This is a genomic window from Streptomyces sp. NPDC127117, from assembly GCF_042677325.1.
GTDB lineage: Bacteria > Actinomycetota > Actinomycetes > Streptomycetales > Streptomycetaceae > Streptomyces.
Genome location: NZ_JBHXTM010000027.1, coordinates 1 through 25,396, shown reverse-complemented (window position 1 = coordinate 25,396; position 25,396 = coordinate 1). Strand labels below are relative to the sequence as shown.

The window sequence follows — 25,396 nt, the reverse complement described above, 5'->3', positions numbered from 1 at the left end:
CGAGCATCCCAGAACACACGGCGGACCCGGCCGGCCGCACACCCGCTCGTTAGCATCGTCCGCATGGCAATGTTCGTGCACCTGACACCCGCGGCGAACGCTCCACGCGTCCGCCGCTCCGGAATACGGGCCATCAGCCACGGCCGCGACGCCTCACTGCCACGGGGCCTCTACTGCTTCCCCGTCCTCCCCTCGTACACCCTCACCCACCAGTGGCTGCGCGAACTGTCCCGGCGCAGCGGCCCGCGCGGACTCGTCGCCGTGCACATCCGCCTGCCGGACGACGAACCCGTCACCCTGGGCCGCTACCACCGCGACCCCGCGACCGTCACGGCCGCCGAAGCCGTACGCCGTGTCACTGCCCTGCCCGACCCGCGCGGCTGGGAGGTGTTCGTCCCCCGGGCGGTCACCAAGCGCGAGGTGCATCGCATCCGCGCGGTCAGCCAGGTCACCGGCTGGCGCTACTTCCCCGACTCGAACGGCAAGACGCCCTGCACCTGCTTCGGCTGCCGGGTACGCGGCGAGTACGGCTCGCAGCGCCTGCGGCAACGCCGCCCGCACCCCCTCGACGGCCCTCCCCCCGCCTCCGCGGTCCTCCTGCGCCAGATCGCCGCGGCGGGCAGCCCCGGCGACCCCGAACAGCTCGTCCAGACCCTCAACTGGTTCGCGATGCGCCGACGCGGACCGGTCGACCAACTGGCCCACCTCGCGGACCACCCCGACCCGAAGGTCCGCAGGGCCCTCGTATGGGCCGTCGAGAACTGGTCGAGCCCGGCCGCCACGGAACTCCTCAACCGCCTCGCCCAGGACCCGGACGCGACGGTCCGGGAGGCCGTCGAATGGACCCCGCCCGAGCCCCGGTCCTGACCGTCCTGGCCCATGCGCACCCGTACAGAATTCTTGTACGGGTCATGCGCGCGTGACGCGAGCGCGCACGTGGAAGTTCGCTCCGTATGCACCCCGGAAAGCGGAAGCGCCGGAAAGCGTCGGCTGACGCGCTCCACTGCCCGACCTCGCGGCCAAGCTGGACGAACAGCTGGACACCAAGGGCGCGTCGAAGGAGGCAGTGGCGAACATGCCGGAGATCGACCTGATCCCGGCGTGGGCGGAGGCGTACTTGGACCTGGAGCGGGAGGCCCTGGCGCTGTCCTGTACGACAACCAGGTCCTGCCCGGCCTGCTCCAGACCGAGAACTACGCACGTGCCGTGTTCGACAGCCGAGTTCCCACGTTCAGCAGGAAGGAGATCGACACGCATATCGGCACACGTCCGAGGCGCCAGGAGATCCTGCGCCGCGAAGTGCCACCCACGACCAGCTTCGTCATCTCCGAGGCCATTGTCCGAGACCGCCTCGGAGGCAACGCGGTGTACCGGGAAACCTTGCACCACCTTCGGGAATGCGCCGATCCGCCGGGCATCTCCCTCCAGGTCATGCCGCTGGGCCGGACGTCTCACGCAGGGCTCGACGGGCCGTTCATCCTGCTGGAAACACCGGACCACCAACGCGTCGCGTACACCGAAACTCAGCGCGGCAGCCGGCTCATCTCCGACCGGACGAGATCAGCATCCTGGCCCAGAGATATGCGATGCTGCGGACGCAGGCCCTAAACGCCGAGGAAAAGCAGGGCCTGTTGGACCGGCCGCCAGGAGAGTTATGAGCACCGCACGAGAGTGGTTCAAGTCCAGCTACAGCGGCAGCGAGGGCGGGGCCTGCCTCGAAATCGCCTACGACTGGCAGAAATCGAGCCACAGCGGCAGCGATGGCGGCGAATGCGTCGAGATCGCCGCCCACCCCGCCGCGATCCACATCCGCGACTCCAAGAACCCGGACGGCCCCGTCCTCACCTTCGCCCCCACCACCTGGACGGCCTTCGCCGGCTTCGCCGCCGACCGGCGACCCGCCTGAACCCACCGGAGGAATCGCACCGCCATGGCTGTCATCCACCGCACCACCCTGACGCCCACCAAGCTGGAACTCCTCACCACCTGGCTGCCCGCGCAGCCCTGGTACCGGAGCACCGGGCAGCAGCCCGAGCCGGCCCGGACCGGCGGATTCCGCCTGGACGACCCGAAGGGCGAGGTCGGGATCGAGTTCATGGTGGTCACCGACACCTCGGGGGACCAACCGGTCACGTACCAGGTGCTGTTCAGCTATCGCGGCACACCGCTCGCGGGCGCCGACGACGCACTCATCGGCACCACGGAACACGGCGTACTGGGGCAGCGCTGGGTGTACGACGGGGCGCACGACCCGGTCGTCGTGGCCCAGCTGCTCGCGCTCGTCGCCGGCGAGGCCGAGCCGCAGATGCAGAGCACGAGCGACACCCCGGACCCGTCCGTCACCGCCCGGCTCGACGAACCCGGCAGCACGGCGGAGGTCGCCTCCTTCACCGCCACCAACAGCCCGGACGGCACGGACATCCTGGTCACGACGGCACCGGACGGACGCGGACTCACCCTCCGCGTCAACCGCGTGCTCCGGCCCGGACAGAACGCCGACGGCCAGGCACTCGGCGACGTCACCGCGCCCGCGCCACTGCCCGACGGCACCATGGCGCCCACCGAGTTCGTCGTCGTTCACGCACACCCGTAGCCGAACCGGAGCGCCGGACCGGTTGTCAGTGGCCGCGCCTAGAGTCATAGGCATGGCGACGCTCCCGAACCCGCTCCCGTCCCTGGCCACTTCAGGGCTCCGACTCCCGCCCGGCACGCTGGTGGACACCACGATCGACGGCACCTGGCACGAGCCGCTGCTCTGGTGTGCCGACGAGCCCGCGTCCCACGGCACATGGCGCACACTGCGCGCGGCCGGGCGGGCGGTCGGCCTGCTTCCCGTACTGATAGACGGCGGGCGACGCGACGAGCGGCCCGAGGACTGGGACCTGACCCCGGACAGCACCACGTACCCCGGCGACCACGACGCCGAGGAGGTGCTCAGCGAGTACTGGGAGGACTGCGCGCCCGAGGAGCTCGACGCCGCCGAGGGCGAGTGGCCGGGCCTGGCCCCCGTCCCGGCCGCCGAGGGACAGGACGCCCCCGACGACCTGGCGGCCGCGATCGCCGAGGAGTGCGTCGGCCCGGACGGCTGGTACCCCGGCTCGCGGGTGGCACTCGTCCCGGCCCGGCGCAGCGCGGACATACCGGCGGCGATCGGCTGGTCGGGCCCGCTCAACTTCGAGGAGGACACGGCCCGGCTCTGTGCCGTGCTCCGCTCCTGGGAGGACCGCTTCGGCATACGGGTCGTGGTGCTGGGCTTCGACACCCTGATGGTCTCGGTCGGGCGCCCGCCCACCACCCTCCCGGAGGCCCGCGCGGTCGCCGCCGAGCACTTCGCGTTCTGCCCGGACAACATCGAGCAGAACCCGCCGTACGACCTGGACGTCTACGCCGAGAAGATGGTGCTGAACCAGGAGACCTGGTCCTTCTGGTGGGACTGACCCGAGCCGACCGGAGGCCCTGGGTACGGAAACTCATGTGCCGCACCGGGGCACCCGGTTGAATCGCACGCATGCCCGACAACGTCACGGACGAAGCCCCCGACAGCACCAACAGCACCAACAGTGCCCGGCACACCTGGGTCGCCTCACTGATCTCCACGGTCGTCACGCTCCCGCTCGCGTTCTTCGCCCTGGTGTACAGCATGCTTTCGCCGATGGCCTGCGACTCCTGCTCAAAGGCGGATGCCGACCGATTCGACGCGAGTTTCGGTCCGGCCTGGACGGTCTCCTGCTTCGGCCTGCTCCTGGCCCTGGTCATCCTGGTGGCGAGCTGGGTGTTCACCAGGCGCAGGCCACCGACCGCGATCGGCCTCGCCGTGGCCGCACCCGCCACCGTGTTCTTCACCTGGGTCGCCTTCATGACCCTGATCAACTGGCCCTGAACCTTCGAACGGACGAACACCGCCCATGACCCCCGAGCCGGCCCCTGACGACGCCACCCGCGCTACCCACGCCACCCTTGCCTCCCCCGCCGACCAGCTCACCCACCTCGCCCGCCTCGTCGAGGAGTTCCGCGCCCTGCCGGCCGACAGCGACAGGAAACGCGAGATCATCGCCGGACTGGACGACAACACGGCCGCGCAGCCGTTCCTCGTCTCGGTGGTCGCCGACGCGGGCGAGTACGACCTCGCCCGTACCGAAGCCGCCACCGTCCTGCGCCTGTGGCCCCCGACCGACCCCGATCTGCGCCACCGCGCGGGCAGGGCCCTGCTGGCGGCGCTGAACGACCCCGAGGAGGATCTGGTGCGGCAGTACGCGGCGATGGCGCTCGGCCCCTACGCCTCGGACGACCCGGCGGTCACCGAGGCCCTGATCGCCGCCGGAGGGTCCGCGGAGGACCCCCTCGTACAGGCCTGCGCGAGATCCGCCCTGGAAGAAGCGGGCCTCGCCTGATCACATCCGGACAGACTTCGAGACAACCCGATCGCGATCCGGAACATCCTCTCTCACAAGCCCCGCGCCACCGGTACGGGACGGTGAACGAGGAGCTGGAGCATGGCCCGAAGCCCCATCCGCCCCACCCGAGCGATCCGCCATCGCAGACTCGGCATCGACTATCCCCGCCGGGGGAAACGCACTTGGCGCCGCTGGATCCCTTCGTGGCGGCAGGTGCTGAGCGGGGTCCTGCTCGGAGTCGTCGCACTGGCCGGCCTGTTCGCCGTGGTGTACGCGTCCGTCGACATCCCGAACGAGAACGACGAGGCGCGCAGACAGGGCACCGTCTACTACTGGGCGGACGGCAGCCAGTTGGTGAGCGTGGGCGCGGTCAACCGGCAGAACGTGACGCTCGCCGACATACCCGATTCGGTGGAGAACGCGGTCATCGCCGCCGAGAACGAGACCTTCTACTCCGACCCGGGGGTATCGGCGACGGGCATCGCCCGCGCGGCCGTGAGCATCGTCAAGGGCGGTGAGACCCAGGGCGGCTCCACCATCACCCAGCAGTACGTGAAGAACACCTATCTCAGCCAGGAGCAGTCGGCCACCCGGAAGTTCAAGGAATTCTTCATCTCGCTGAAGCTGAACAACAAGCAGGGCAAGAAGGAGATCCTCCAGGGGTATCTGAACACCAGCTGGTTCGGCCGCGGCGCCTACGGCATCCAGGCAGCGGCGAACGCGTACTACGGAATCCCCGCGAAGGACCTCGACCCCAGCCAGGCGGCGCTGCTCGCCTCCCTGCTCAAGGGGGCGGAGCAGTACGACCCCGCGGGTGGCAAGGGCAACCACGAACGCGCCGTCGACCGCTGGGAGTGGATCCTCGACCGGCAGGTGGAGATCGGGACGATGACGAAGGCCGAACGGGCCGCGTACCAGAAGTTCCCCGAGCCGAAGCCGGCCGCGAAGCCGACCAGCCTCGGCGGCCAGACCGGCTATCTCGTCGACATCGCCAACAAGTACATCAAGAAGCGTTCGGGCCTCACCGACAAGGACCTCTTCCGGGGCGGCTACCGGGTGCACACCACCTTCGACAAGGCGAGGGTGGGGCAGTTGGAGCGGGCCGTGCGCAGCGTGCGCAAGCGCGACCTCGACCCGAAGAAGCGCTCCGAGGACAAGTACGTCGAGGTCGGCGCCGCATCCGTGCGGGCCGACGGGGCCGTGGTCGCGGTGTACGGCGGAGCCGACGCGATCACCCACTTCGCCAACAACGCCGACACGGCGGGCGTCCCCGTCGGCTCGGCCTTCAAGCCCTTCGTGCTGGCTGCGGCACTCCAGCACGGCGACGGGATCACCCTGGACAGCGGCTACGACAGTACGGGGCGTCTGATCAAGAACGGCCCGTACACGGCGCTCCCCACCCCGTCGGGTGCCGGTCCCGGTCGGGCGATGGTCACGGCACCGACTCCCCTGCGCGATGCGCTGATCAAATCGTCCAACGCCACCTTCACGCTGCTCGGCAAGGACATCGGGCTGAAGAAGGTGAAGGAACTGGCGGTATCGGCCGGGCTGCACAAGGAGAGCCTGGCCCGTCTGGACAAGTCCTTCCCCCTCGGCACGTCCACACCGAGCGCGGTCAGGATGGCGGACGCGTACACCGCCTTCAGCAACGACGGCATGAGGGCCGACCCCTACTCGGTGACCGGGATGACCCGGGACGGTGAGGAGATCGAGGGCTTCGAGAAGCCCGAACTGCGGCGCGCGATGGACGCCTCGGTGGCCGACGATGTGAACAGCACCCTGGGGATGGCGGCCTGGACGCGGCTGGGCCAGGACGGGCAGTTCGGCACGTTCGCCAGGACCAAGGCCGCCGACGACCTCTCGGCGGGCGCGACCAGCGAGGACGACCGGATGAAGTCGGCCTGGTTCATCGGCCACACCCAAGGGCTGACCACGGCCGTCACGATGTTCCGCAACAAGCCGGGCACCCCTCAACTGCTGGGAATGCAGGGGGTCGGCGGACCCGATTCGGGGCGCGGCAATGTCTTCCCGCTCCGGATCTGGAACGCCTACGTCACAGGGAAGTAGGCCCACGGACCGGGGGCTGACAACGGCGTGGGGCCGACAACCGACAACCGACAACCGGAGCCGGAGCCGGCAACCGGGCAAAGCAGCACTCTGCGCATTGGTCTTGACCAATATCCTATTGTGTGAAGAACTTGGCCGAAGCCGCCACGGAATCTTTACAAGCACCTCCGCTGGAGAGACACGCCCCCATGCGCATATCCGCAACCGCCGCCGCCGCGTCCGCAGTGCTCGGCGGAGCCCTCGTCCTCGGCCTGACGGCCGTCCCGGCCGCACAGGCCACACCCGCCGCCGACGCGGCGGCCTGCACCACCGACGCCTTCGGAATCGCCGGAAAGTACGGCGAGTTCGTCCTCGGTGACGACGTCCACACCCCCGACGCGGAAGGCGCGGTGGCCGTAGGTGGCAACGCCGACTTCCGCGGCGGCTTCAGCGCCGCCAACGAACTGACGGCCGCGGAGGTCGACGCCCTGCCCGGCCGGGCGTCCCTCGTCGTCCGCGGCGACCTGCTCAACGGCAGTTCCGTCACCGCGGTGATGAAGGGCAACGCGGTCGTCGGCGGCAAGGTCAGCGACCGCGCCCTCGAAATGCACTCCGGCACCTTCAGCAAGAACGCCGGACTGATCGACTTCGACGCCGAGTTCGGCAAGCTCCGGTCCTACTCCACCGCACTGGCGAAGGAACCGGCGACCGGCGGCACCGAAGTGAAGCCGAGCGGCAGCAAGCTCACCCTGGAGGGCGGGAACACCACCCGCAACATCTTCGAGGTGACGGCCGAACAGCTCGAAGGCGCCAAGGACATCTACCTCAAGGTCCCCGCGGGCGCCACCGCGATCGTCAACGTCAGCGGCACGACGTACGACATGGCCAAGGCCGGCACCACCGGCTTCTTCCTCTCCGGCGGCCAGGACTACGTACTCGACGACAAGCTCCAGAGCGCCTCCGACGGCAAGGTCCGTGCCCGCCTGCTGTGGAACTTCCCCGACGCCACTACGGTCACCAAGAGCAGCCAGGCCGCCTGGCCCGGCAGCGTGCTGGCCCCCAGGGCACACCTGGAGCTGGGCACCGGCGCCCCCGTCAACGGCTCGGTCTGGGTCGCCTCGCTGCACGGCTCGGGCGGCGCGGAGACGCACCACTTCCCCTTCACCGGCTGCCTCCCGGAGACCGGCGGGACCCCGCCCCCGGCCACCCCGACCCCGGGCAACACCCCCGGCACCACGCCGCCGGTGACCGGCACCCCCTCCGCCCCGGCGAGCACACCGCCGGCGAGCGGCACCCCGTCCGACAGCCCCTCCGAATCCGCACCGGCCACCCCGGCCCCGTCGCAGAGCACGCCCGGCGGCAAGGACGGCGATCTGGCCTCGACCGGCAGCAGCGGCACCATCCCGCTGGCCATCGGCACCGTCGTGGTGCTCGCCGCGGGCGCCGGCCTGACCGTGGCGGCCCGCCGCCGCTCCAAGCGGGCCTGACGCGAAAGGGCGCCTGTGGGAACCCCGCACACGCGGAAATCCCACAGGCGCCCCGGCACCTGCCCGGCTACGCGGAGAGCCGCCTCGCGACCTCCGTCGCCCAGTACGTCAGGATCATCTGCGCACCCGCGCGCCGGATCCCGGTCAGGCTCTCCAAGATCGCCGCGTCCCGGTCGATCCAGCCCTTCTCGGCCGCGGCCTCGATCATCGCGTACTCACCACTGATCTGGTACGCCGCGACCGGCACGTCCACCGAGTCGGCGACCTTCGCGAGGATGTCCAGGTACGGACCGGCCGGCTTCACCATGACCATGTCGGCCCCCTCCGCGAGGTCGAGCGCCACCTCGCGCTGCGACTCACGGCTGTTCGCCGGGTCCTGCTGGTACGTCTTGCGGTCGCCCATGAGCGACGAGCCGACGGCCTCGCGGAACGGCCCGTAGAACGCCGAGGCGTACTTCACGGTGTAGGCGAGGATCGAGACGTCCTCGTGGCCCGTCTGGTCGAGCGCGTCGCGGACGACACCGACCTGGCCGTCCATCATGCCGCTCGGGCCCACCACATGGGCGCCCGCGTCGGCCTGGACCTGGGCCATCTCGGCGTACCGCTCCAGCGTCACGTCGTTGTCGATCCGGCCGTCCTCGGTGAGCACACCGCAGTGGCCGTGGTCGGTGTACTCGTCCAGGCACAGGTCCGACATGATGACGAGATCGTCACCGACCTCCGCACGCACCGCGCGCAGCCCGGCCTGGAGGATGCCGTCCGGGTCGGTGCCCGCCGTGCCCCGGGCGTCCTTCTTCTCGTCCGTGGGGACGCCGAAGAGCATGATTCCGGAGACCCCGGCCGACACCGCCTCGACGGCGGCCTTCCGCAGGGTGTCCAGGGTGTGCTGCTGCACGCCGGGCATGGTCGAGATGGCGACCGGGGCATCGATGCCCTCGCGCACGAACGCGGGCAGGATCAGATTCGCCGCATCGAGCCGTGTCTCGGCGACCATCCGCCGCATCGTCGGGGTCGTCCGCAGCCGCCGGGGGCGGGAGCCGGGGAAGTTTCCGTACACAGTCATTCTTCGAGATTAGACCCGTACACATCACCGTCTTACCGACACCTGCGCCGGGAAAAGAGCGCCAAACGAACGAGCGGGGGCCCGGCCGCCGAAGCGACCGGGCCCCTCACACACTCCGAACGCGCGGCTCAGGTCGTCGTACGACGCCGCCGCGCACCGGGACGCCGCTCGCTCGGCCGCGTCACCGGGTCACCGGCCTCCTTCGCCGCCTCCCGGCGCCGCGCACCGAACTCCGCGAGGGCCTCGGCCAGCTTGTGCACCGAGGGCTCCGGGGACAGGACGTCGACCCGCAGGCCGTGCTCCTCGGCGGTCTTCGCGGTGGCCGGGCCGATACACGCGATCACCGTCACGTTGTGCGGCTTGCCCGCGATGCCGACCAGGTTCCGCACGGTCGACGACGAGGTGAAGAGCACCGCGTCGAAACCGCCGCCCTTGATGGCCTCACGCGTGTCGGCGGGCGGCGGCGAGGCGCGGACCGTGCGGTACGCGGTGACGTCGTCGACCTCCCAGCCCAGCTCGATGAGCCCGGCCACCAGCGTCTCGGTGGCGATGTCGGCGCGCGGCAGGAAGACCCGGTCGATCGGGTCGAAGACCGGGTCGTACGGCGGCCAGTCCTCCAGCAGACCGGCGGCGGACTGCTCACCGGACGGCACCAGGTCCGGCTTCACACCGAAGTCGACCAGCGCGGCGGCGGTCTGCTCACCCACGGCCGCGACCTTGATCCCGGCGAAGGCACGGGCGTCGAGCCCGTACTCCTCGAACTTCTCCCGGACGGCCTTCACGGCATTGACGCTGGTGAAGGCGATCCACTCGTAACGGCCCGTGACCAGACCCTTGACCGCACGCTCCATCTGCTGGGGCGTACGGGGCGGCTCGACGGCGATCGTCGGGACCTCGTGCGGCACGGCACCATAGGAACGAAGCTGGTCGGAGAGCGACGCGGACTGCTCCTTCGTACGCGGTACGAGCACCTTCCAGCCGAACAGCGGCTTGGACTCGAACCACGCGAGCTGGTCGCGCTGGGCGGCGGAGCTGCGCTCACCGACCACGGCTATGACGGGCCGGTGACCCTCCGGCGACGGCAGCACCTTCGCCTGCTTCAGGACCTGGGCGATCGTCCCGAGGGTCGCCGTCCAGGTGCGCTGGCGGGTCGTCGTACCGGCGACCGTCACGGTCAGCGGGGTGTCGGGCTTGCGGCCCGCCGAGACCAGCTCACCGGCAGCCGCGGCCACCGAGTCGAGCGTCGTCGAGATGACGGCCGTGGCATCGCTCGCGCCGACCTCGGCCCAGCAGCGGTCGGAGGCGGTACGGGCGTCCACGAACCTGACGTCCGCGCCCTGCGCGTCACGCAGCGGCACACCGGCGTACGCGGGCACACCCACGACGTTGGCGACACCCGGCACGACCTCGAAGGGGATGCCGGCGGCGGCGCAGGCGAGCATCTCGGCACCCGCGTTCCCGTCCAGTCCCGGATCACCCGAGACGGCACGGACGACCCGCCTGCCGCCCCTCACGGCCTCCATGACAAGATTGGCCGCATCCCTGAGAACGGGAACACCGGCGGCTGCTGACTGCGCGTCAACAACCGTCAGCTCGGGTGTGCTTACGCTTGCCCGCGCATGGCAGCGAACGACGCCGAGGACGTCCGGCTCGGCGACAAGGACGTCCGCGCTCGCAAGCGCCTCGACGGCGCGCAGAGTCAGCAGCCCCGGGTCGCCGGGACCGGCGCCGAGGAAGGTGACGTGCCCTTGTGCGGACAGGGCCGGAAAGTCGGATGCGGCGGGGCCGGTGGGGCTCAAAGTGCTCGCTCCCCCATAAGACCGGCCGCACCCTTGGCAAGCATCTCGGCCGCGAGCTCGCGACCGAGAGCCGCCGCGTCGTCCTGCGACGTGGGGACGGGACCGGTGGTGGACAGCTGCACCAGCGAGGAACCGTCGGTGGAACCGACGACTCCGCGCAGGCGCAGTTCGTTGACAGCCTGTCCGTCGACCAGGAGGTCGGCCAGCGCACCCACAGGTGCGGAGCAACCGGCCTCCAGGGCGGCGAGCAGGGCACGCTCGGCGGTCACGGCGGCCCGGGTGTACGGGTCGTCGAGCTCGGCGAGCGCTGCGGCGAGGTCGGCGCTGGTCTCAGCGCACTCGATCGCCAGTGCTCCCTGGCCGGGAGCGGGCAGGACGGTGTCGACCGACAGGAAGTCGGTCACCTCACCGGTCCGGCCGAGGCGGCTGAGCCCGGCCGCGGCGAGTACCACCGCGTCCAGCTCACCGCTCCGGACAAATCCGATACGCGTATCGACGTTCCCCCGGATCGCCACGGTCTCGATTTCGAGGCCGTGGTTACGGGCGTACGCGTTGAGCTGCGCCATGCGGCGCGGCGAGCCGGTACCGATGCGGGCACCGGACGGCAGCTGCTCGAAGGTCAGCCCGTCCCGCGCCACCAGCACGTCGCGCGGGTCCTCGCGCACCGGCACGGCGGCCAGCACGAGGCCCTCGGGCTGCGCGGTCGGCAGGTCCTTCAGCGAGTGGACGGCGAAGTCCACCTCACCGCGCAGCAGCGCGTCGCGCAGCGCCGCGACGAACACACCGGTGCCGCCGATCTGCGCGAGATGCTCCCGCGAGGTGTCGCCGTACGTGGTGATCTCGACGAGCTCGACGGCGCGCCCGGTCACCTCGCTGACCGCGTCGGCGACGAGGCCGGACTGCGCCATGGCGAGCTTGCTGCGCCGGGTGCCCAGCCTCAGCGGCTTGTCGGCCCCCGCGACCGGGGTTGTGTTGTCGGTCATGACCGCCCTCGATTCGGGTCGTTCAGGTCTGCCCGGGAGACGGCGGCGACCGTCTGCGGGTCGAGGTCGAAGAGTTCCCGCAGCGCGTCGGCGTACCCGGCGCCGCCGGGCTCGCTGGCGAGCTGCTTGACCCGCACGGTGGGCGCGTGCAGGAGCTTGTCGACGACGCGGCGCACGGTCTGCGAGATCTCGGCGCGCTGCTTCTCGTCCAGGTCGGGGAGGCGCCCGTCGAGCCGCGCGATCTCGCCCGCGACCACTCCGGCGGCCATCGTGCGCAGCGCGACGACGGTCGGGGTGATGTGGGCGGCGCGCTGAGCGGCGCCGAAGGCGGCGACCTCGTCGGCGACGATGGTGCGCACCTGGTCCACATCGGCCGCCATCGGGGCGTCCGCCGACGCCTCCGCGAGCGACTCGATGTCGACGAGGCGCACACCGTCGAGCCGGGCCGCCCCGCCGTCGATGTCACGCGGCATCGCGAGGTCGAGCAGGGCCAGGCGTACGGGGCCGGCGCCCTGGGCGGGCACGGTGGCCCGGCGGACCGCCTGGCGCACCGCACCGGCGCTGCCGTTCTCCACCCAGGCGGCGTGCCGGTCGGCGTCGGCCGGGGCGGGAGCGGGCACCGCGGGCGCGGCGGGAGCCTCGGCGGCGTCGCCGATGTCCAGTCCGAGCGCGTCGGCGACGGCCTCCGCGGTCAGCACCAGACCGGTCGCACCGGTGCAGGAGACGACGACATCGGCACGTGTCAGTTCGTCGCGGACCGCGGCCATCTCCACGGCACGGGCGGCCACGCCGGTGCCTCCGGGCTGGACCAGGATCTCGACGAGCCGGTCGGCGCGGGCCCGGGTCCGGTTGGCGACGACGATCTCGGCGACACCGGTACGGGCCAGGGTGGCGGCGGCGAGCGAGGACATCGAGCCCGCGCCGATCACCAGTGCGCGCTTGCCCTCGGCCCAGCCGGCGACGTCCGCACCGGCCGCGAGCTGTTCGAGACCGAAGGTGACGAGCGACTGCCCGGCCCGGTCGATCCCGGTCTCGCTGTGGGCCCGCTTGCCGACCCGCAGGGCCTGCTGGAACAGGTCGTTCAGCAGCCGGCCGGCCGTGTGGAGCTCCTGCCCCAGCGCCAGCGCGTCCTTGATCTGGCCGAGGATCTGGCCCTCGCCGACGACCATGGAGTCCAGCCCGCACGCCACCGAGAACAGGTGGTGGACGGCCCGGTCCTCGTAGTGCACATAGAGGTACGGAGTGAGCTCGTCCAGCCCGACGCCGCTGTGCTGGGCGAGGAGCGTGGACAGCTCGGCGACGCCCGCGTGGAACTTGTCCACGTCGGCGTACAGCTCGATGCGGTTGCAGGTGGCCAGCACGGCGGCCTCGACCGCGGGTTCCGCGGCGAGCGTGTCCTGGAGCAGCTTGGCCTGCGCCTCGGCGGTCAGCGAGGCCCGCTCCAGTACGGAGACCGGGGCGCTGCGGTGGCTCAGCCCTACGACAAGAAGACTCATGCCGGCATCACGGCGGGCATGTCCCCGTCGGGTCCCTTCCGGCTGCCGGAGGCCGAGCGCACCGGGGGCGCGGCCGGGTCCGAGCTGCTCTCGGCGGTGTCCTCGCCGGCCTTGCGCTGCTCGTGGAAGGCGAGGATCTGGAGCTCGATGGAGAGGTCGACCTTGCGGACGTCGACGCCGTCGGGCACGGACAGCACGGTCGGCGCGAAGTTCAGGATGGAGGTGACGCCCGCGGCGACGAGCCGGTCGCAGACCTGCTGCGCGGCACCGGCCGGGGTCGAGATGACACCGATCGACACGCCGTTGTCACCGACGATCCGCTCCAGTTCGTCGGCGTGCTGGACGGGGATGCCCGCGACCGGCGTGCCGGCCATCGCGGGGTCGGCGTCGATCAGCGCGGCGACCCGGAAACCACGGGAGGCGAAGCCGCCGTAGTTGGCGAGCGCGGCGCCGAGGTTACCGATACCGACGATCACGACCGGCCAGTCCTGGGTGAGCCCGAGTTCGCGGGAGATCTGGTACACGAGATACTCGACGTCGTAGCCGACGCCGCGCGTCCCGTACGAGCCGAGGTAGCTGAAGTCCTTGCGCAGCTTGGCGGAATTGACCCCCGCCGCCGCGGCGAGTTCCTCGGACGAGACCGTGGGTACCGAGCGCTCGGAGAGCGCGGTCAGTGCGCGCAGATACAGCGGAAGTCGGGCGACGGTGGCCTCGGGAATTCCTCGGCTACGGGTCGCCGGTCGGTGAGTTCGGCCAGTTGCCACGGTGCTCCTGCGGGATGAGCGGGGCTGCAGGCGGCCGTATTTCCCAAGGCCGCCCCGTCGAATGCAGGCTATGTCTTTGTGAACGCGTGCACAAAGATAGTGTCCGTTTTGTCCGGTCAAAGTGACCGGGGTCACGCACATTCGTCGCGCGATCCCGGAACCAAGGATCGCATCAGCCCGTTGCGGGCCCGAAGGGGGCAAAGCGGCACACACTCCTCACAGCCACTCCCCCGAGAGCACTCAAAACGCCCACGATGGTAACCGTCTTTCGCTCATGACCCCAGTGCCGCGCGCAGCCTCGCCGGGTCCACCCGCCAGAACGTGTGCTGTTCGTCATCGATCAGCACCACCGGAATCTGCTCCCAGAACTCCCGGTACAGCTCCTCGTCCACGGTGATGTCCTTCTCCTCCCAGGACGCGCCGGTCTCCTCGCACACCTCCCGCACCACCTGCCTCGCGTCGTCACAGAGGTGACACCCGGGTTTCCCGACCAGGGTCACCACACGTTCCGCGGGCTTCTTCTTCGTACGTCGAAACAAGGCACTCATGCCTTCATTCTGCGCCGGGAGAGAAGCTGTTCCGCCCTTGATCCGGTACGCCCGGAATCACCCGTTCAACAAATCGGCGGCCGAGAGTTCACGCCGCGGCATCCCGGCAGGTCGGGAAGGGCCGAACCGACTGGCTATGCTCACGACATGGCCGCTCTTGGATGGCTCACACCCCGTAGGCGCCCCGCGACAGCACGGAGCGTGCTGGCCGGCGAGGCAGCAGCTGAGGCAGCGCGGAAATCCACCCTCCCCGACGATCAGTCCCCCGGCACCGAGCAGGGCGCCGCCGCGAAGGCGGAGGCCGAGGAGGCACCCTTCCCCGTCGTCGGCGACGAACGGGCCGCCGCCTTCTTCGACCTGGACAACACCGTCATGCAGGGCGCGGCGATCTTCCACTTCGGCCGCGGCCTGTACAAGCGGAAGTTCTTCCAGCGCCGCGAGCTGACCCGGTTCGCCTGGCAGCAGGCCTGGTTCAGACTGGCGGGCGTCGAGGACCCGGAACACATGCAGGACGCCCGCGACAGCGCCCTGTCCATCGTCAAGGGCCACCGGGTCTCCGAGCTGATGTCCATCGGCGAGGAGATCTACGACGAGTACATGGCCGACCGCATCTGGCCCGGCACCCGGGCCCTCGCCCAGGCCCACCTCGACGCCGGGCAGCGCGTCTGGCTGGTCACCGCGGCCCCGGTCGAGACCGCCACGATCATCGCCCGCCGGCTCGGCCTGACCGGTGCCCTCGGCACGGTCGCCGAATCCGTCGGCGGCGTCTACACCGGCCGGCTGGTCGGCGAGCCGCTGCACGGCCCCGCGAAGGCCGAGGCGGTCCGCGCCCTGGCCGCCGCCGAGGGCCTGGACCTCGACCGCTGCGCGGCGTACAGCGATTCGCACAACGACATCCCGATGCTGTCCCTGGTCGGACACCCGTACGCGATCAACCCGGACGCCAAGCTCCGCAAGCACGCCCGCGCGCTCGACTGGCGGCTGCGGGACTACCGGACGGGCCGCAAGGCGGCCAAGGTCGGCATCCCGGCCGCGGCCGGCGTCGGCGCGATCGCGGGCGGCACCGCCGCCGCCGTCGCCCTGCACCGCCGCCGCCGCTGACCCGGCGCTCTCCCCGCCCGGCCCCTCCGGGGGCCGGGTCAGCCACGCCCGGAGCCCGGCGGCCGATCGGAACCCCTTACCCACCGACCGCTCCGGCCAGTCGCATTGCTCGCACACGACCACAACCCGTCGCCCCGACAGGCAGATAGCGAAGTAATTCGATCAGTAAACGGTCACGATGTGCTACTAGATGCGTCGTTTAGTCGCTACAGAAGCGACGTAATCGATGATTTGAGCAACTGGGTGTAGCACTGCCTGTACGAAGCGTTATTCTCCTCAGACGCATTCCGGAACCCACCACTCACTACGACGAGTGACGGTTTCGCACTGCACGTGATGGAAGCTCTGCCTCTGGGAGTCCCGTGTACCCACACGTCGGGGTTGACGCCTCGGGCCTGGCTACGCTGCGCGCAACGGTCGCCGACCGCTTGCGCGGCTTCGTCCCCACCGCGTACGCCGTACCCGCATTTGCCGCCCCTGCACCTGCCGGCCCCTGCTACGCCCTGGCCGAACGCAGTGCGGCGGTCGGAAGACGCAGCAACCGCGGCGCAACAACCACGTCCACCGTTCGTCGGCCGACCGCCGACAGCGACAGCGCGCGCATGATGGATCTCGTCGAGCGCGCACAGGCCGGCGAGGCCGACGCCTTCGGCCGCCTCTACGACCAGTACAGCGACACCGTCTACCGATACATCTACTACCGCGTGGGCGGCAAGGCGACGGCGGAGGACCTCACCAGTGAGACCTTCCTGCGCGCCCTGCGCCGCATCTCCACGTTCACCTGGCAGGGCCGCGACTTCGGCGCCTGGCTGGTCACCATCGCCCGCAATCTCGTCGCCGACCACTTCAAGTCCAGCCGCTTCCGGCTGGAAGTGACCACCGGCGAAATGCTCGACGCCAACGAGGTCGAGCGCAGTCCCGAGGACTCCGTCCTGGAGTCCCTCTCCAACGCCGCGCTCCTCCAGGCCGTGCGCCGGCTCAACCCCCAGCAGCAGGAGTGCGTGACCCTGCGCTTCCTGCAAGGCCTCTCGGTCGCCGAGACCGCCCGGGTCATGGGCAAGAACGAGGGCGCGATCAAGACCCTTCAGTACCGCGCCGTCCGTACGCTGGCCCGGCTCCTCCCGGACGATGCCCGCTGACCACACGCCCGGCCGAGTCACTCTCGGCGACACCCCCGTCACACACTGGTCCGATCATCCTTCGTGCGTAACCCAAGTGCCGCGCCCCTCGTTGTGCCGGTTGCAGGCCCCCTGTCGTCACCCCATGTCCGCCGACACTCACTCATTCGTGTGGAAGCGCTCAAGGTGTGCAACCTTCCGGACCCCCAGGGGAGTCGACCGTCATGACGAGAGGAGGTGCCGCCAGTGATCGCAAACGTTTCGGCACACCGGCGGGCGAACGCCTTCGCCCAGGCCCTGGAGGAGCAGTCGCTCCGCGGTGCGGCGGCCGCACAGCCCGAGGAACCGGCCGAACCGGCCGACCACGGACAGCTGTTGGCCCTGGCGAACGGCCTCGGTGAGGTACCGAGGCCGGAGTTGGATCCCGAGGTCAAAGTGGTGCAGCGAGCCCAGCTCGTCGCCGCCATGGAGGCCATGTTCACCCAGGGCGGTGCGTCCGCGGGCCCTACGGTGCCCGAACAGCGGGCCAAGGGAGCCCACCGGGCCTCCCCGCTCCGGAAATTGCGTCCGCGTTCACGCTGGACGAAGGGCCTCGCGGCCGGCGGGCTCACCGTCGGTGTGGCGGCGGGCGCCTTCGGCGGAGTGGCCGCTGCCAGTTCCGACGCCCTGCCGGGTGATTCGCTGTACGGGCTCAAGCGCGGCATGGAGGACATCCACCTCGGCATGGCCAGCGGCGACGCCGACCGCGGTGAGGTCTACCTCGACCAGGCATCCACGCGGCTCAGCGAGGCCCGTCGGCTGATGGAGCGCGCCCGCTCCGGCGACCTGGACCACGAACAGCTCGGCGAGGTCAGGCGCACGCTCAACGGCATGACGCACGACGCCAGCGAGGGCCACCGCCTGCTCCACTCCGCCTACCAGCAGAACGGCGCCATCGGCCCCATCCAGACCCTGGACTCCTTCTCCCGCTCGCACCGCGAGAGCTGGAGCAGCCTGCGCGACCGGCTCCCCGTGCAGCTGACGGACGTCGGTGACCAGGTCAGCTCGGTCTTCGACGCCATAGACGAAGAGGTCCAGCCGCTCCAGTCACTGCTGCCCCGCCCCCCGGAAGGCAGCGGCGACGCCCGGCGTTCGGGCACCGCGGATCGGGGCACCCGCCCCTCGCACACCGCCCCCTCCGCGCCCACATCGCCGGAAGCCCCCCAGGGCCGTACGGGCGACAGCACCTCGCCCCACCCCTCGGGCTCGGGCAACGCCTCGTCCGAGGGCCTGATCAGCGGCACGGACGGCCTGTTCGGCACCCCGCCCCCCGGCACCGTCCCGTCCGCCGACGGCCGGGTCAGCACCCCGCCCACCCCGGACGTGACCCTCCCGCCGCTCCTCCCCGGCCTCCTCCCCGGCCTGGGGATCAACGGCGAGGACCTGAAGAACGACTAGCGCCACCTCATACGCGGAGGGGGACGGACTCCACGAGCCCGTCCCCCTCCGCGTGTCGGCACGCCCCTGCGCATCGGCACGCCCTCAGAAGAACACCGACCGCCGCTGCACCAGCAGCTTGTACAGCGTGTGCTGGATCTGCTCCCGCACCTGATCCGTCAGGTTGAACATCAGCATCGGATCCTCCGCCGCCTCCACCGGATACCCGCTGGTGGAGATCGGCTCCCCGAACTGGATCGTCCACTTCGTCGGCAGCGGCACCGCCCCGAGCGGCCCGAGCCACGGGAACGTCGGCGTGATCGGGAAGTACGGGAAGCCCAACAGCCGCGCCAGCGTCTTCGAGTTGCCGATCATCGGGTAGATCTCCTCCGCCCCCACGATCGAGCACGGAATGATCGGCACCCCGGCCCGCAGCGCCGTGGACACGAAGCCGCCCCGCCCGAAGCGCTGCAACTTGTACCGCTCCCCGAACGGCTTCCCGATGCCCTTGAACCCCTCCGGCATCACCCCCACGACCTCGCCCCGCCGCAGCAGCCGCTCCGCGTCCTCCGCACAGGCCAGCGTGTGCCCGGCCTTGCGGGCCAGCTCGTTCACCACCGGCAGCACAAAGACGAGATCGGCGGCGAGCAGCCGCAGATGCCGGTCCGCCGGATGGTTGTCGTGCACCGCGACCTGGAGCATCAGCCCGTCCAGCGGCAGCGTCCCCGAGTGGTTGGACACGATGAGCGCCCCGCCCTCGGAGGGGATGTTCTCGATGCCCTTCACCTCGACCCGGAAGTACTTCTCGTACACCGGCCGGAGCATCGACATCAGGACCTGATCGGTCAGCTCCTCGTCGTACCCGAACTCGTCCACGTCGTACTCACCCGTGACCCGCCGCCGCAGGAACGCGAGCCCGCCGGCGATCCGCCGGTCCCAGCCGCCGCGCCCGTCGGACTCCACGCCCTGCTGCCCGGCCCGCTGAGGCTCCGGGGGCTGCTTCGAGGCGTCCTGCTGCCCGGGCAGGGCGCTCACGGCCGCGGTCCCCACCGCGGAGGCCGCCGTGGGCCCCCGGCCACCGCCCCCCGAGGGCCGGCGCCGTGCGGGGCGCGCCGAACCGCCCGTCCGCGAACGGTCGTCGTCGAACGGAATGACCTTGGCATCCGCCATCGTCGATGCGCTCCTCTACCTGGCGCTGGGGGTCGGCTCGGTGTCGCCGGCCCCGGTGATCCCCGCGGCATCGCCGCCCGCCGTGGCGAACGGCACCGCCGCCAGCCGGTCGACCGCCCTGCCCACCGTCTCGGGCGGCAGCAGTCCGGGCCCCTGACTGCGCGCGAACTCCGCGAACGTCTCCGCGGTACTGAACCGGGGGTGGAAGCCGAGGGTCTCGCGCATCTGCACGGTGGAGACCACCCGGCCGTGGGTGAGCAGCCGGATCTGCTCCGGCGAGAAGTCCGTCATGCCGGCCGTACGCAGCGCCTGGCCGACCCAGGTGACCGCGGGCAGCAGCAACGGCACCGTCGGCCGCCCCAGCCGCCGCGAGCACTGCGAGAGCAGCAGCACCCCGTCCCCGGCGATGTTGAACGTGCCGCTGTTCAGCGTCCCGCGCCCCGGCTCTCCGGACGCGACGCCCAGGACGTCGATGACATCGTCCTCGTGCACGAACTGGAGCCTCGGGTCGTATCCGAACACCGTCGGCAGCACGGGCAGCGACAGATAGTCGGCCAGCGGCGAATCGGCCTTCGGCCCGAGGATGTTCGCGAACCGGAGCACGCACACGGCGACGTCCGGCCTGCGGCGCGCGAAGCCCCGTACGTACCCCTCGACCTCCACCGCGTCCTTCGCGAAGCCCCCGCTGGGCAGGGACTTGGGCGGGGTGGTCTCGGTGAAGACCGCCGGATCGCGGGGCGCCGAGCCGTACACGTTCGTGCTGGACTTGACCACCAGCCGCCGCACGCTGGGCGCCTTCTGGCAGGCACCGAGCAGCTGCATGGTGCCGATGACGTTGGTCTCCTTGACCGTCGTCCGGCCGCCCGTGCCGACCGCCTTGGCCGAGACGTCCAGATGCACCACCGTGTCGACGGAGTGCTCGGCGAGGACTCTGGCGATCGCGGGCTGGCGGATGTCCGCCGTCACGAAATCGGCGTCGCCCAGCCCGTGTCCGGGTACGACCGCGTCGACGGCGATCACCCGGTCCACACCCGGATCACGCTGGATGCGCCGCACGAAGCGGCCGCCCAGCTGCCGGGCCGCTCCCGTGACCAGCACGACCTTCCCCAAGATCAGCGCCTTCCGTCGAAAGGTTTCCCCTGGCCGTCACCGTAGCGGGTGGATGTTGCCCTGTGATGACCGCGCGGCGGCCTTCCTCCAAGTCTTTGGCCCGAATGCGGGCGACTGCCGGAGCGACTGTCCCCACAACGCACCGCAGCCCTCCCGCCTGACCGGCGGGAGGGCTGCGGATTCACGAACAGCGTTCGCTTACTTCTTGTTGCGACGCTGAACGCGCGTGCGCTTGAGCAGCTTGCGGTGCTTCTTCTTGGCCATCCGCTTGCGCCGCTTCTTGATAACAGAGCCCACGACTACCCTCGCTCACTTCTTCTTCACTGGTGCGGGGCGTCTGGGCCCACACGACCTACGTCGGCCTAGCCTACCCGCCAGCGCGTGAGGGGCGTAATCCGAGGTGAACCTCAGGCGGACTCCACCCCCACAAAGGACTCGCGGAGATACTCGTGAACCGCTTGCTCCGGAACCCGGAAGGACCTGCCCACCCGGATCGCCGGCAGATGACCGCTGTGCACCAAGCGGTACACGGTCATCTTCGACACTCTCATGACAGAGGCGACTTCCGCCACGGTCAGAAACTTGACCTCGTTGAGAGGCCTCTCGCTGCCAGCAGCCATGACCCACCTGTACCTTCCGCACGAGACGCCCACCGGCTTCCCCTCCGGTGACTCTTCGTCGTTGTGCGCTCACTCCCCAGATTAGGGGCGTGTGATGCGAGTGGGGAAGAGGTGAGACGATCGGCCGCCTACCGTGACAGAAACGCCCGATTGAGTACATAGCGCGTCAGCGGCCGGTAGTACGCGGACGGCACCGCGTCATCGAGCGGCACGGCGACCGCCACCCGCCCCTCGGCCTCCCCGACGAACAGCGCGGGATCGTCCGTATCGGCGAGACCGATCGCCTCAATGCCCAGCTGACCTGCCCCGCAGACCCAGCCGTGGTCCCCGACGACCAGCTCCGGCAACCGCCCCCGGCCCTCCGCGGCCGCCTCCAGGACGACCCTGACCGGCAGCGGGGAATGGGTATGTGCGCCGGTGTCACCACCGCGCGACCGCACGCCGGGTTCGCGCACCATCGCGACTCCCCGTACGTAGTCGAGGCTGCACGTGCGTACGCCGAACCGGGTCGTTATGTCGATACATCGCCCCTGCGCGGGGGTGAGTACGGAACACCCGGCCGCCGACATGGCGTCTGCCAGCGCTGCGTAGAAACCGAGCAGCCGGTGCGGATGACCGGTCCCGAACAGCACCGGCGCCCGCCGGACCGCGGCATGCGAGAGCCGCTCGGCGAAAGCGTCCAGACCTGCCAGGGTCCGCTCCGGATCGATCACATCCGGCCCCGAGACATGAGCGGGATCGTCCGAGACCCCGCACCTGTCGGCCATCAGCCGGAGCAGATCCTGCTCCTCCCAGCCACGCCCGGGGTCGAGGCCGAGTGTCACCCGCGGATCCCGGGCCGCGAAGAGCCGATAGCTCCGCAGACTCACCTCCCGCGAGGTGGCCACGGGCCCGGCCAGCCGGGCCGCCAGCAGATGCGCACGCAGCGCTCCGGTGCTCAACACTCCACCGATGCTCCCTCAACCACCCGGACGGGGGGCCGGAAGCCCGGTTACGCCCCACAGTTGGCGTAACCATTACGCGCCACCGCACAGAAACGGCCGCACCGCGACCACCCCCGCCCGGCTCAGGTCAGCAGCCCCCGCAACGGGAACGCCGCCCGCCGCGTCGCCAGCACCGCCTGGTCCAGCCGGTCCGCGGGGTCGTACCCCTCCTCCCACGACTTCCAGGAAGGCGTACGGCCGTCCGTCATCCGGGCCGGCCCCAACTGCCGCGTCCGGGCGTAGACCTCGTCCCGCCACGACGACGGGATCACCGACTCCGGGTCGACCGGCGCGTGCGCGGCGATCCCCACCAGATGCGTCCAGGACCGCGGCACCACATCGACCACCGCGTAACCGCCCCCGCCGAGGGCCACCCAACGACCGCCCTCCACATGCTCATGGGCGAGGTCGTGACAGGCCGACATCACCGCGCGCTGCGCGTCCAGCGAGACCGCGAGATGGGCGAGCGGGTCCTCGAAATGCGTATCGGCCCCGTGCTGACTCACCAGCACCTGCGGCCGGAAGTCCGCCAGCAGCTCCGGCACCACCGCGTGGAACGCCCGCAGCCACCCCGCGTCCCCCGTACCGGCCGGCAGCGCCACATTCACCGCACTGCCCTCACCCGCCCCGGAGCCGGTCTCCTCCGGCCAGCCGGTCTGCGGGAAGAGGGTCCGCGGGTGTTCGTGCAGCGAGATGGTCAGGACCCGCGGATCCTCCCAGAAGGCCGCCTGCACCCCGTCCCCGTGGTGGACATCCACATCGACGTACGCGACCCGCTCGGCACCCAGCTCCAGCATCCGCGCGATGGCGAGCGCCGGGTCGTTGTAGACGCAGAACCCCGCCGCGCCGCCCGGCATGGCGTGGTGCAGCCCGCCCGTGAAGTTCACGGCGTGCGCGGTGTCCCCGCGCCACACCGCCTCGGCCGCCGCCACCGACTGCCCGGCGATCAGCGCCGACGCCTCGTGCATCCCGGCGAACGCCGGATCGTCCACGGTCCCGAGCCCGTACTTCTGATCGGCGTGCTTCGGATCCGCCGAGGCGGCACGCACCGCGGCCACATAGTCCTCGCGGTGCACCAGCCGCAGCGTGGAATCCCCGGCGGGCTTGGCCGACACCACGTCCACCATGCCGTCGAGCCCGAACGCCCGGACCAGCCCCATGGTCAGGGCGAGCCTGACAGGGTCCATCGGATGACTTTCCCCGAAGTCGTATCCCGTTACTGCGTCATCCCACATCAACTGTGCGCGGCCGCTCATGCCCGCCACCGTATCGGGCGGACTCCGCGCCGAACGACTTGGCGTACACCAGCGTCGCGAGCACCAGCACCATCGGTACGAGCATCGCCCCCCGGTAGCTCCAGGCGTCCCCGAGCGCCCCCACCAACGGCGATCCCACCAGGAATCCCACGTAGTTGAAGACGTTCAGCCGGGCGATGGCCGTATCGCTCGCCCCGGGGAACATCCGCCCGGCGGCGGCGAAGGTCTGCGGAACGATCACACAGAGCCCGAGCCCCAGCATGGTGAACCCGAGCATCCCGACCCACGCCCCACCGGCGACCGCCACCACGGCGAACCCGGCAGCGGCCAGCACACTCCCGAACCGCACCACGGCCACGGCCCCGAACCGCCGCACCCCGAGGTCCCCCACGGCCCGCCCCAGCAGGGTCGTCACCATGTAGACGTTGTACGGGACGGTCGACAGCTGCTCCGAACTGCCCAGCACGTCCTGCAGATACTTCGCGCTCCAGTTGGAGACCGTCGAGTCCCCGATGTACGCGAAGCTCATCACCAGACAGAGCGGCATCAGCAGCTTGAAGGAGACCGAGGCCGCCCCCTTGCCCTGCGCCTCGCCCGACTCCGATTCCGGCTCCGCGCCCTCGGCGTACCACCGGCTCCCGATGAACGCGACGGGCAGCAGCACGACGACCGCCGGCAGATAGGAGACCAGGAGCGAAAGGTCCCAGTGCGCACCGGCCCAGGCCATGGACGCCCCGGCGATCCCGCCCAGGCTGTACGCGGCGTGGAACCCGAGCATGATGGACCGCCCGTAGGCCCGCTGGAGGCTGACGCCCATCATGTTCATGGAGGCGTCGAGCGCCCCGACGGACAGCCCGAACACGCCCAGCGCCAGGGCCGCCTCCCACAGCGCGTTCCCGGCGCCGGCGCCGAGCAGCGCGAGCATCACGACGGGCTGCGCCCACCTGAGCACGACCCTGGGCCGCACCCGCACGACCACCTTCTCGGTGACCACACTGCCGACCCCGGCCAGGATGGGCACTGCGGCCAGGAAGACGGGCAGCAGCCCGTCGGATATCCCGTACCGGTCCTGGATGGCGGGAATCCGCGTCACCAGCAGAGCGAAGGTGACTCCCTGCACGAAGAAACTCACCGCGAGGGAGGCCCTGCCGTGGCGCAAACGAGCATCTGTCATGGCGGCGAGCGTAAGGCCAGTTTCTACCCGTGGGTAGATGGATCAGGCCAGCAATTCCCGGAGTTGGCTCATGTCGGAGAAGTGCCCGGTGACCCCGGAGAGCCGGTCCGCCGGCATCATCGACGTAAACCCGTACACATCCATCCCGGCGGCCTTGGCCGCCTCCACTCCGAGCGGGCTGTCCTCGATGACGACGCACCGCTCGGGGGGAACGCCCATCCGCTCGGCGGCGCGCAGGAACAGATCCGGCGCCGGCTTTCCCCGCCCCACGTCCTCCGCGCTGAAGATCCACTCCTCCTCGAACCACTGGTCGAGCCCGGTCTTGCGATGCCCGACCCGGATCCGCTCGTGACTGCCGGAGGACGCCACGCAGTACGGAACCCCGTCGGCCACGAGCTTCCCCAGTACGTCCTCGACCCCGGCCACCGGTTCCAGCTCCTGCTCGAACGCGGCGAAGATCCGTGAGTGGAGCGTGTCGTCGAAGTCCGCGGGCAGCTTCTCCCCGGTCCGTTCCTCGACGAGATCGTGCACCCGGTGCACGGCGGCCCCCATGTAGTCCCGAAGGCTCTCCTGGTACGAGGTGGGGTGACCGAGCTCCGTGAGGTACTCGGCCAGGATGGTGTTGGAGATCGGCTCGCTGTCCACGAGCACACCGTCGTTGTCGAAGATGACCAGTTCGTAGCGCATGGTTCGAGCCTAGACGTTCGGAAACGCAGAAAAGCCCCGTGTCCACAAGGACACGGGGCTTTCCCGTAAAAGGAGTTCGGCGGCGACCTACTCTCCCACAGGGTCCCCCCTGCAGTACCATCGGCGCTGAAAGGCTTAGCTTCCGGGTTCGGAATGTAACCGGGCGTTTCCCTAACGCAAT

25 protein-coding genes, 1 rRNA gene and 1 pseudogene are annotated in these 25,396 nt (G+C 70.5%); 12 read left to right on the top strand and 15 right to left on the bottom strand.

Annotated features, from left to right (window positions below; genetic code table 11):
• Positions 1 to 63: 63 nt before the first annotated feature.
• The 9 genes and pseudogenes from ACFVH0_RS23470 to ACFVH0_RS23430 all read left to right on the top strand — a co-directional run bounded on the left by ACFVH0_RS23470 (position 64) and on the right by ACFVH0_RS23430 (position 7,927).
• Positions 64 to 867: a HEAT repeat domain-containing protein gene (locus ACFVH0_RS23470; RefSeq protein WP_385822961.1), complete on the top strand. Its 804-nt coding sequence runs from the start codon at positions 64 to 66 to the stop codon at positions 865 to 867.
• A gap of 127 nt (positions 868 to 994) precedes the next feature.
• Positions 995 to 1,658 (top strand): annotated as a pseudogene (locus ACFVH0_RS23465) (DUF5753 domain-containing protein); the annotation flags it as partial.
• On the top strand, positions 1,655 to 1,906 hold the full coding sequence (locus ACFVH0_RS23460; RefSeq protein ID WP_385822959.1) for a DUF397 domain-containing protein: 252 nt from the start codon (positions 1,655 to 1,657) through the stop codon (positions 1,904 to 1,906). The pseudogene ACFVH0_RS23465 and the gene ACFVH0_RS23460, both read left to right, overlap by 4 nt.
• Before the next feature lie 24 nt (positions 1,907 to 1,930).
• Complete coding sequence (locus ACFVH0_RS23455) at positions 1,931 to 2,593, top strand: 1,4-alpha-glucan branching protein (RefSeq protein WP_385822957.1); 663 nt, start codon at positions 1,931 to 1,933, stop codon at positions 2,591 to 2,593.
• 52 nt (positions 2,594 to 2,645) lie between these two features.
• Entirely contained in the window at positions 2,646 to 3,437 is a 792-nt protein-coding gene (locus tag ACFVH0_RS23450) for a DUF4253 domain-containing protein (protein WP_385822955.1), read from the top strand.
• A 71-nt stretch (positions 3,438 to 3,508) separates the two neighbouring features.
• On the top strand, positions 3,509 to 3,880 hold the full coding sequence (locus tag ACFVH0_RS23445) for a DUF983 domain-containing protein (protein ID WP_385822953.1): 372 nt from the start codon (positions 3,509 to 3,511) through the stop codon (positions 3,878 to 3,880).
• Positions 3,881 to 3,905: 25 nt separating this feature from the next.
• Complete coding sequence (locus tag ACFVH0_RS23440) at positions 3,906 to 4,391, top strand: hypothetical protein (protein ID WP_385822951.1); 486 nt, start codon at positions 3,906 to 3,908, stop codon at positions 4,389 to 4,391.
• Between the two features lie 102 nt (positions 4,392 to 4,493).
• Positions 4,494 to 6,461 (top strand): transglycosylase domain-containing protein, encoded by a 1,968-nt coding sequence (locus ACFVH0_RS23435; RefSeq protein WP_385822949.1) that lies wholly within the window; start codon positions 4,494 to 4,496, stop codon positions 6,459 to 6,461.
• A gap of 188 nt (positions 6,462 to 6,649) precedes the next feature.
• Entirely contained in the window at positions 6,650 to 7,927 is a 1,278-nt protein-coding gene (locus ACFVH0_RS23430; protein ID WP_385822947.1) for a choice-of-anchor A family protein, read from the top strand.
• A 67-nt stretch (positions 7,928 to 7,994) separates the two neighbouring features.
• Here the strand turns inward: ACFVH0_RS23430 and hemB are convergent, their stop codons facing one another.
• From hemB to ACFVH0_RS23400, 6 genes are all read right to left on the bottom strand, one after another.
• Positions 7,995 to 8,990: a porphobilinogen synthase gene (hemB, locus tag ACFVH0_RS23425; RefSeq protein ID WP_385822945.1), complete on the bottom strand. Its 996-nt coding sequence runs from the start codon at positions 8,988 to 8,990 to the stop codon at positions 7,995 to 7,997.
• 128 nt (positions 8,991 to 9,118) lie between these two features.
• Positions 9,119 to 10,789, bottom strand: coding sequence for a uroporphyrinogen-III synthase (locus ACFVH0_RS23420; protein ID WP_385822944.1), 1,671 nt, complete (start codon positions 10,787 to 10,789; stop codon positions 9,119 to 9,121).
• Entirely contained in the window at positions 10,786 to 11,772 is a 987-nt protein-coding gene (hemC, locus tag ACFVH0_RS23415; protein ID WP_385822942.1) for a hydroxymethylbilane synthase, read from the bottom strand. Before hemC ends, ACFVH0_RS23420 begins: the two co-directional genes overlap by 4 nt.
• On the bottom strand, positions 11,769 to 13,268 hold the full coding sequence (locus ACFVH0_RS23410) for a glutamyl-tRNA reductase (RefSeq protein WP_385822940.1): 1,500 nt from the start codon (positions 13,266 to 13,268) through the stop codon (positions 11,769 to 11,771). Before ACFVH0_RS23410 ends, hemC begins: the two co-directional genes overlap by 4 nt.
• Positions 13,265 to 14,032, bottom strand: a complete 768-nt coding sequence (locus ACFVH0_RS23405; protein ID WP_385822938.1) for a redox-sensing transcriptional repressor Rex — start codon at positions 14,030 to 14,032, stop codon at positions 13,265 to 13,267. Before ACFVH0_RS23405 ends, ACFVH0_RS23410 begins: the two co-directional genes overlap by 4 nt.
• A 272-nt stretch (positions 14,033 to 14,304) precedes the next feature.
• On the bottom strand, positions 14,305 to 14,580 hold the full coding sequence (locus tag ACFVH0_RS23400; protein ID WP_385822936.1) for a glutaredoxin family protein: 276 nt from the start codon (positions 14,578 to 14,580) through the stop codon (positions 14,305 to 14,307).
• 147 nt (positions 14,581 to 14,727) lie between these two features.
• On the opposite strand from ACFVH0_RS23400, the gene ACFVH0_RS23395 reads away from it, so the two are divergent.
• The 3 genes from ACFVH0_RS23395 (at position 14,728) to ACFVH0_RS23385 (ending at position 18,236) form a co-directional block, all read left to right on the top strand.
• Positions 14,728 to 15,681 (top strand): HAD family hydrolase, encoded by a 954-nt coding sequence (locus ACFVH0_RS23395; protein WP_385822935.1) that lies wholly within the window; start codon positions 14,728 to 14,730, stop codon positions 15,679 to 15,681.
• A gap of 362 nt (positions 15,682 to 16,043) precedes the next feature.
• Positions 16,044 to 16,820: an ECF subfamily RNA polymerase sigma factor, BldN family gene (locus tag ACFVH0_RS23390; protein ID WP_385822933.1), complete on the top strand. Its 777-nt coding sequence runs from the start codon at positions 16,044 to 16,046 to the stop codon at positions 16,818 to 16,820.
• 225 nt (positions 16,821 to 17,045) lie between these two features.
• Positions 17,046 to 18,236 (top strand): DUF5667 domain-containing protein, encoded by a 1,191-nt coding sequence (locus ACFVH0_RS23385; RefSeq protein ID WP_385822931.1) that lies wholly within the window; start codon positions 17,046 to 17,048, stop codon positions 18,234 to 18,236.
• Positions 18,237 to 18,320: 84 nt separating this feature from the next.
• Here ACFVH0_RS23385 and ACFVH0_RS23380 read toward each other — a convergent pair whose 3' ends face one another.
• The 9 genes from ACFVH0_RS23380 to rrf form a co-directional block, all read right to left on the bottom strand.
• Entirely contained in the window at positions 18,321 to 19,385 is a 1,065-nt protein-coding gene (locus tag ACFVH0_RS23380) for a lysophospholipid acyltransferase family protein (protein ID WP_385822929.1), read from the bottom strand.
• 15 nt (positions 19,386 to 19,400) lie between these two features.
• The gene (locus tag ACFVH0_RS23375) at positions 19,401 to 20,495 is read right to left on the bottom strand and encodes an NAD-dependent epimerase/dehydratase family protein (protein WP_385822927.1); all 1,095 of its coding nucleotides are present in this window, start codon (positions 20,493 to 20,495) and stop codon (positions 19,401 to 19,403) included.
• Positions 20,496 to 20,693: 198 nt separating this feature from the next.
• Positions 20,694 to 20,792: a 30S ribosomal protein bS22 gene (locus tag ACFVH0_RS23370; protein WP_003948845.1), complete on the bottom strand. Its 99-nt coding sequence runs from the start codon at positions 20,790 to 20,792 to the stop codon at positions 20,694 to 20,696.
• Positions 20,793 to 20,902: 110 nt separating this feature from the next.
• Positions 20,903 to 21,115, bottom strand: a complete 213-nt coding sequence (locus tag ACFVH0_RS23365) for a helix-turn-helix domain-containing protein (protein ID WP_014046653.1) — start codon at positions 21,113 to 21,115, stop codon at positions 20,903 to 20,905.
• A gap of 128 nt (positions 21,116 to 21,243) precedes the next feature.
• Entirely contained in the window at positions 21,244 to 22,059 is an 816-nt protein-coding gene (locus ACFVH0_RS23360; RefSeq protein WP_385822925.1) for a phosphatase, read from the bottom strand.
• A 122-nt stretch (positions 22,060 to 22,181) separates the two neighbouring features.
• Positions 22,182 to 23,354 carry an acetoin utilization protein AcuC gene (locus tag ACFVH0_RS23355; RefSeq protein WP_385822923.1) on the bottom strand — a complete coding sequence of 391 codons (1,173 nt, stop codon included), beginning with the start codon at positions 23,352 to 23,354 and terminating at the stop codon, positions 22,182 to 22,184.
• Positions 23,323 to 24,528, bottom strand: a complete 1,206-nt coding sequence (locus ACFVH0_RS23350; protein WP_385822921.1) for an MFS transporter — start codon at positions 24,526 to 24,528, stop codon at positions 23,323 to 23,325. Before ACFVH0_RS23350 ends, ACFVH0_RS23355 begins: the two co-directional genes overlap by 32 nt.
• A gap of 42 nt (positions 24,529 to 24,570) precedes the next feature.
• The gene (locus tag ACFVH0_RS23345) at positions 24,571 to 25,215 is read right to left on the bottom strand and encodes an HAD family hydrolase (protein WP_385822919.1); all 645 of its coding nucleotides are present in this window, start codon (positions 25,213 to 25,215) and stop codon (positions 24,571 to 24,573) included.
• Positions 25,216 to 25,289: 74 nt separating this feature from the next.
• Positions 25,290 to 25,396 (bottom strand): 5S ribosomal RNA (rrf, locus tag ACFVH0_RS23340); the annotation flags it as partial.

Bases quoted from the DNA above. Each gene is read 5' to 3' on its own strand.
- ACFVH0_RS23470 (WP_385822961.1), top strand. From the start codon at position 64: ATGGCAATGTTCGTGCACCTGACACCCGCGGCGAACGCTCCACGCGTC.
- ACFVH0_RS23460 (WP_385822959.1), top strand. From the start codon at position 1,655: ATGAGCACCGCACGAGAGTGGTTCAAGTCCAGCTACAGCGGCAGCGAG.
- ACFVH0_RS23455 (WP_385822957.1), top strand. From the start codon at position 1,931: ATGGCTGTCATCCACCGCACCACCCTGACGCCCACCAAGCTGGAACTC.
- ACFVH0_RS23450 (WP_385822955.1), top strand. From the start codon at position 2,646: ATGGCGACGCTCCCGAACCCGCTCCCGTCCCTGGCCACTTCAGGGCTC.
- ACFVH0_RS23445 (WP_385822953.1), top strand. From the start codon at position 3,509: ATGCCCGACAACGTCACGGACGAAGCCCCCGACAGCACCAACAGCACC.
- ACFVH0_RS23440 (WP_385822951.1), top strand. From the start codon at position 3,906: ATGACCCCCGAGCCGGCCCCTGACGACGCCACCCGCGCTACCCACGCC.
- ACFVH0_RS23435 (WP_385822949.1), top strand. From the start codon at position 4,494: ATGGCCCGAAGCCCCATCCGCCCCACCCGAGCGATCCGCCATCGCAGA.
- ACFVH0_RS23430 (WP_385822947.1), top strand. From the start codon at position 6,650: ATGCGCATATCCGCAACCGCCGCCGCCGCGTCCGCAGTGCTCGGCGGA.
- hemB (WP_385822945.1), bottom strand. From the start codon at position 8,990: ATGACTGTGTACGGAAACTTCCCCGGCTCCCGCCCCCGGCGGCTGCGG.
- hemC (WP_385822942.1), bottom strand. From the start codon at position 11,772: ATGACCGACAACACAACCCCGGTCGCGGGGGCCGACAAGCCGCTGAGG.
- ACFVH0_RS23410 (WP_385822940.1), bottom strand. From the start codon at position 13,268: ATGAGTCTTCTTGTCGTAGGGCTGAGCCACCGCAGCGCCCCGGTCTCC.
- ACFVH0_RS23400 (WP_385822936.1), bottom strand. From the start codon at position 14,580: ATGAGTGCCTTGTTTCGACGTACGAAGAAGAAGCCCGCGGAACGTGTG.
- ACFVH0_RS23395 (WP_385822935.1), top strand. From the start codon at position 14,728: ATGGCCGCTCTTGGATGGCTCACACCCCGTAGGCGCCCCGCGACAGCA.
- ACFVH0_RS23380 (WP_385822929.1), bottom strand. From the start codon at position 19,385: ATGGCGGATGCCAAGGTCATTCCGTTCGACGACGACCGTTCGCGGACG.
- ACFVH0_RS23365 (WP_014046653.1), bottom strand. From the start codon at position 21,115: ATGGCTGCTGGCAGCGAGAGGCCTCTCAACGAGGTCAAGTTTCTGACC.
- ACFVH0_RS23355 (WP_385822923.1), bottom strand. From the start codon at position 23,354: ATGAGCGGCCGCGCACAGTTGATGTGGGATGACGCAGTAACGGGATAC.
- ACFVH0_RS23350 (WP_385822921.1), bottom strand. From the start codon at position 24,528: ATGACAGATGCTCGTTTGCGCCACGGCAGGGCCTCCCTCGCGGTGAGT.
- ACFVH0_RS23345 (WP_385822919.1), bottom strand. From the start codon at position 25,215: ATGCGCTACGAACTGGTCATCTTCGACAACGACGGTGTGCTCGTGGAC.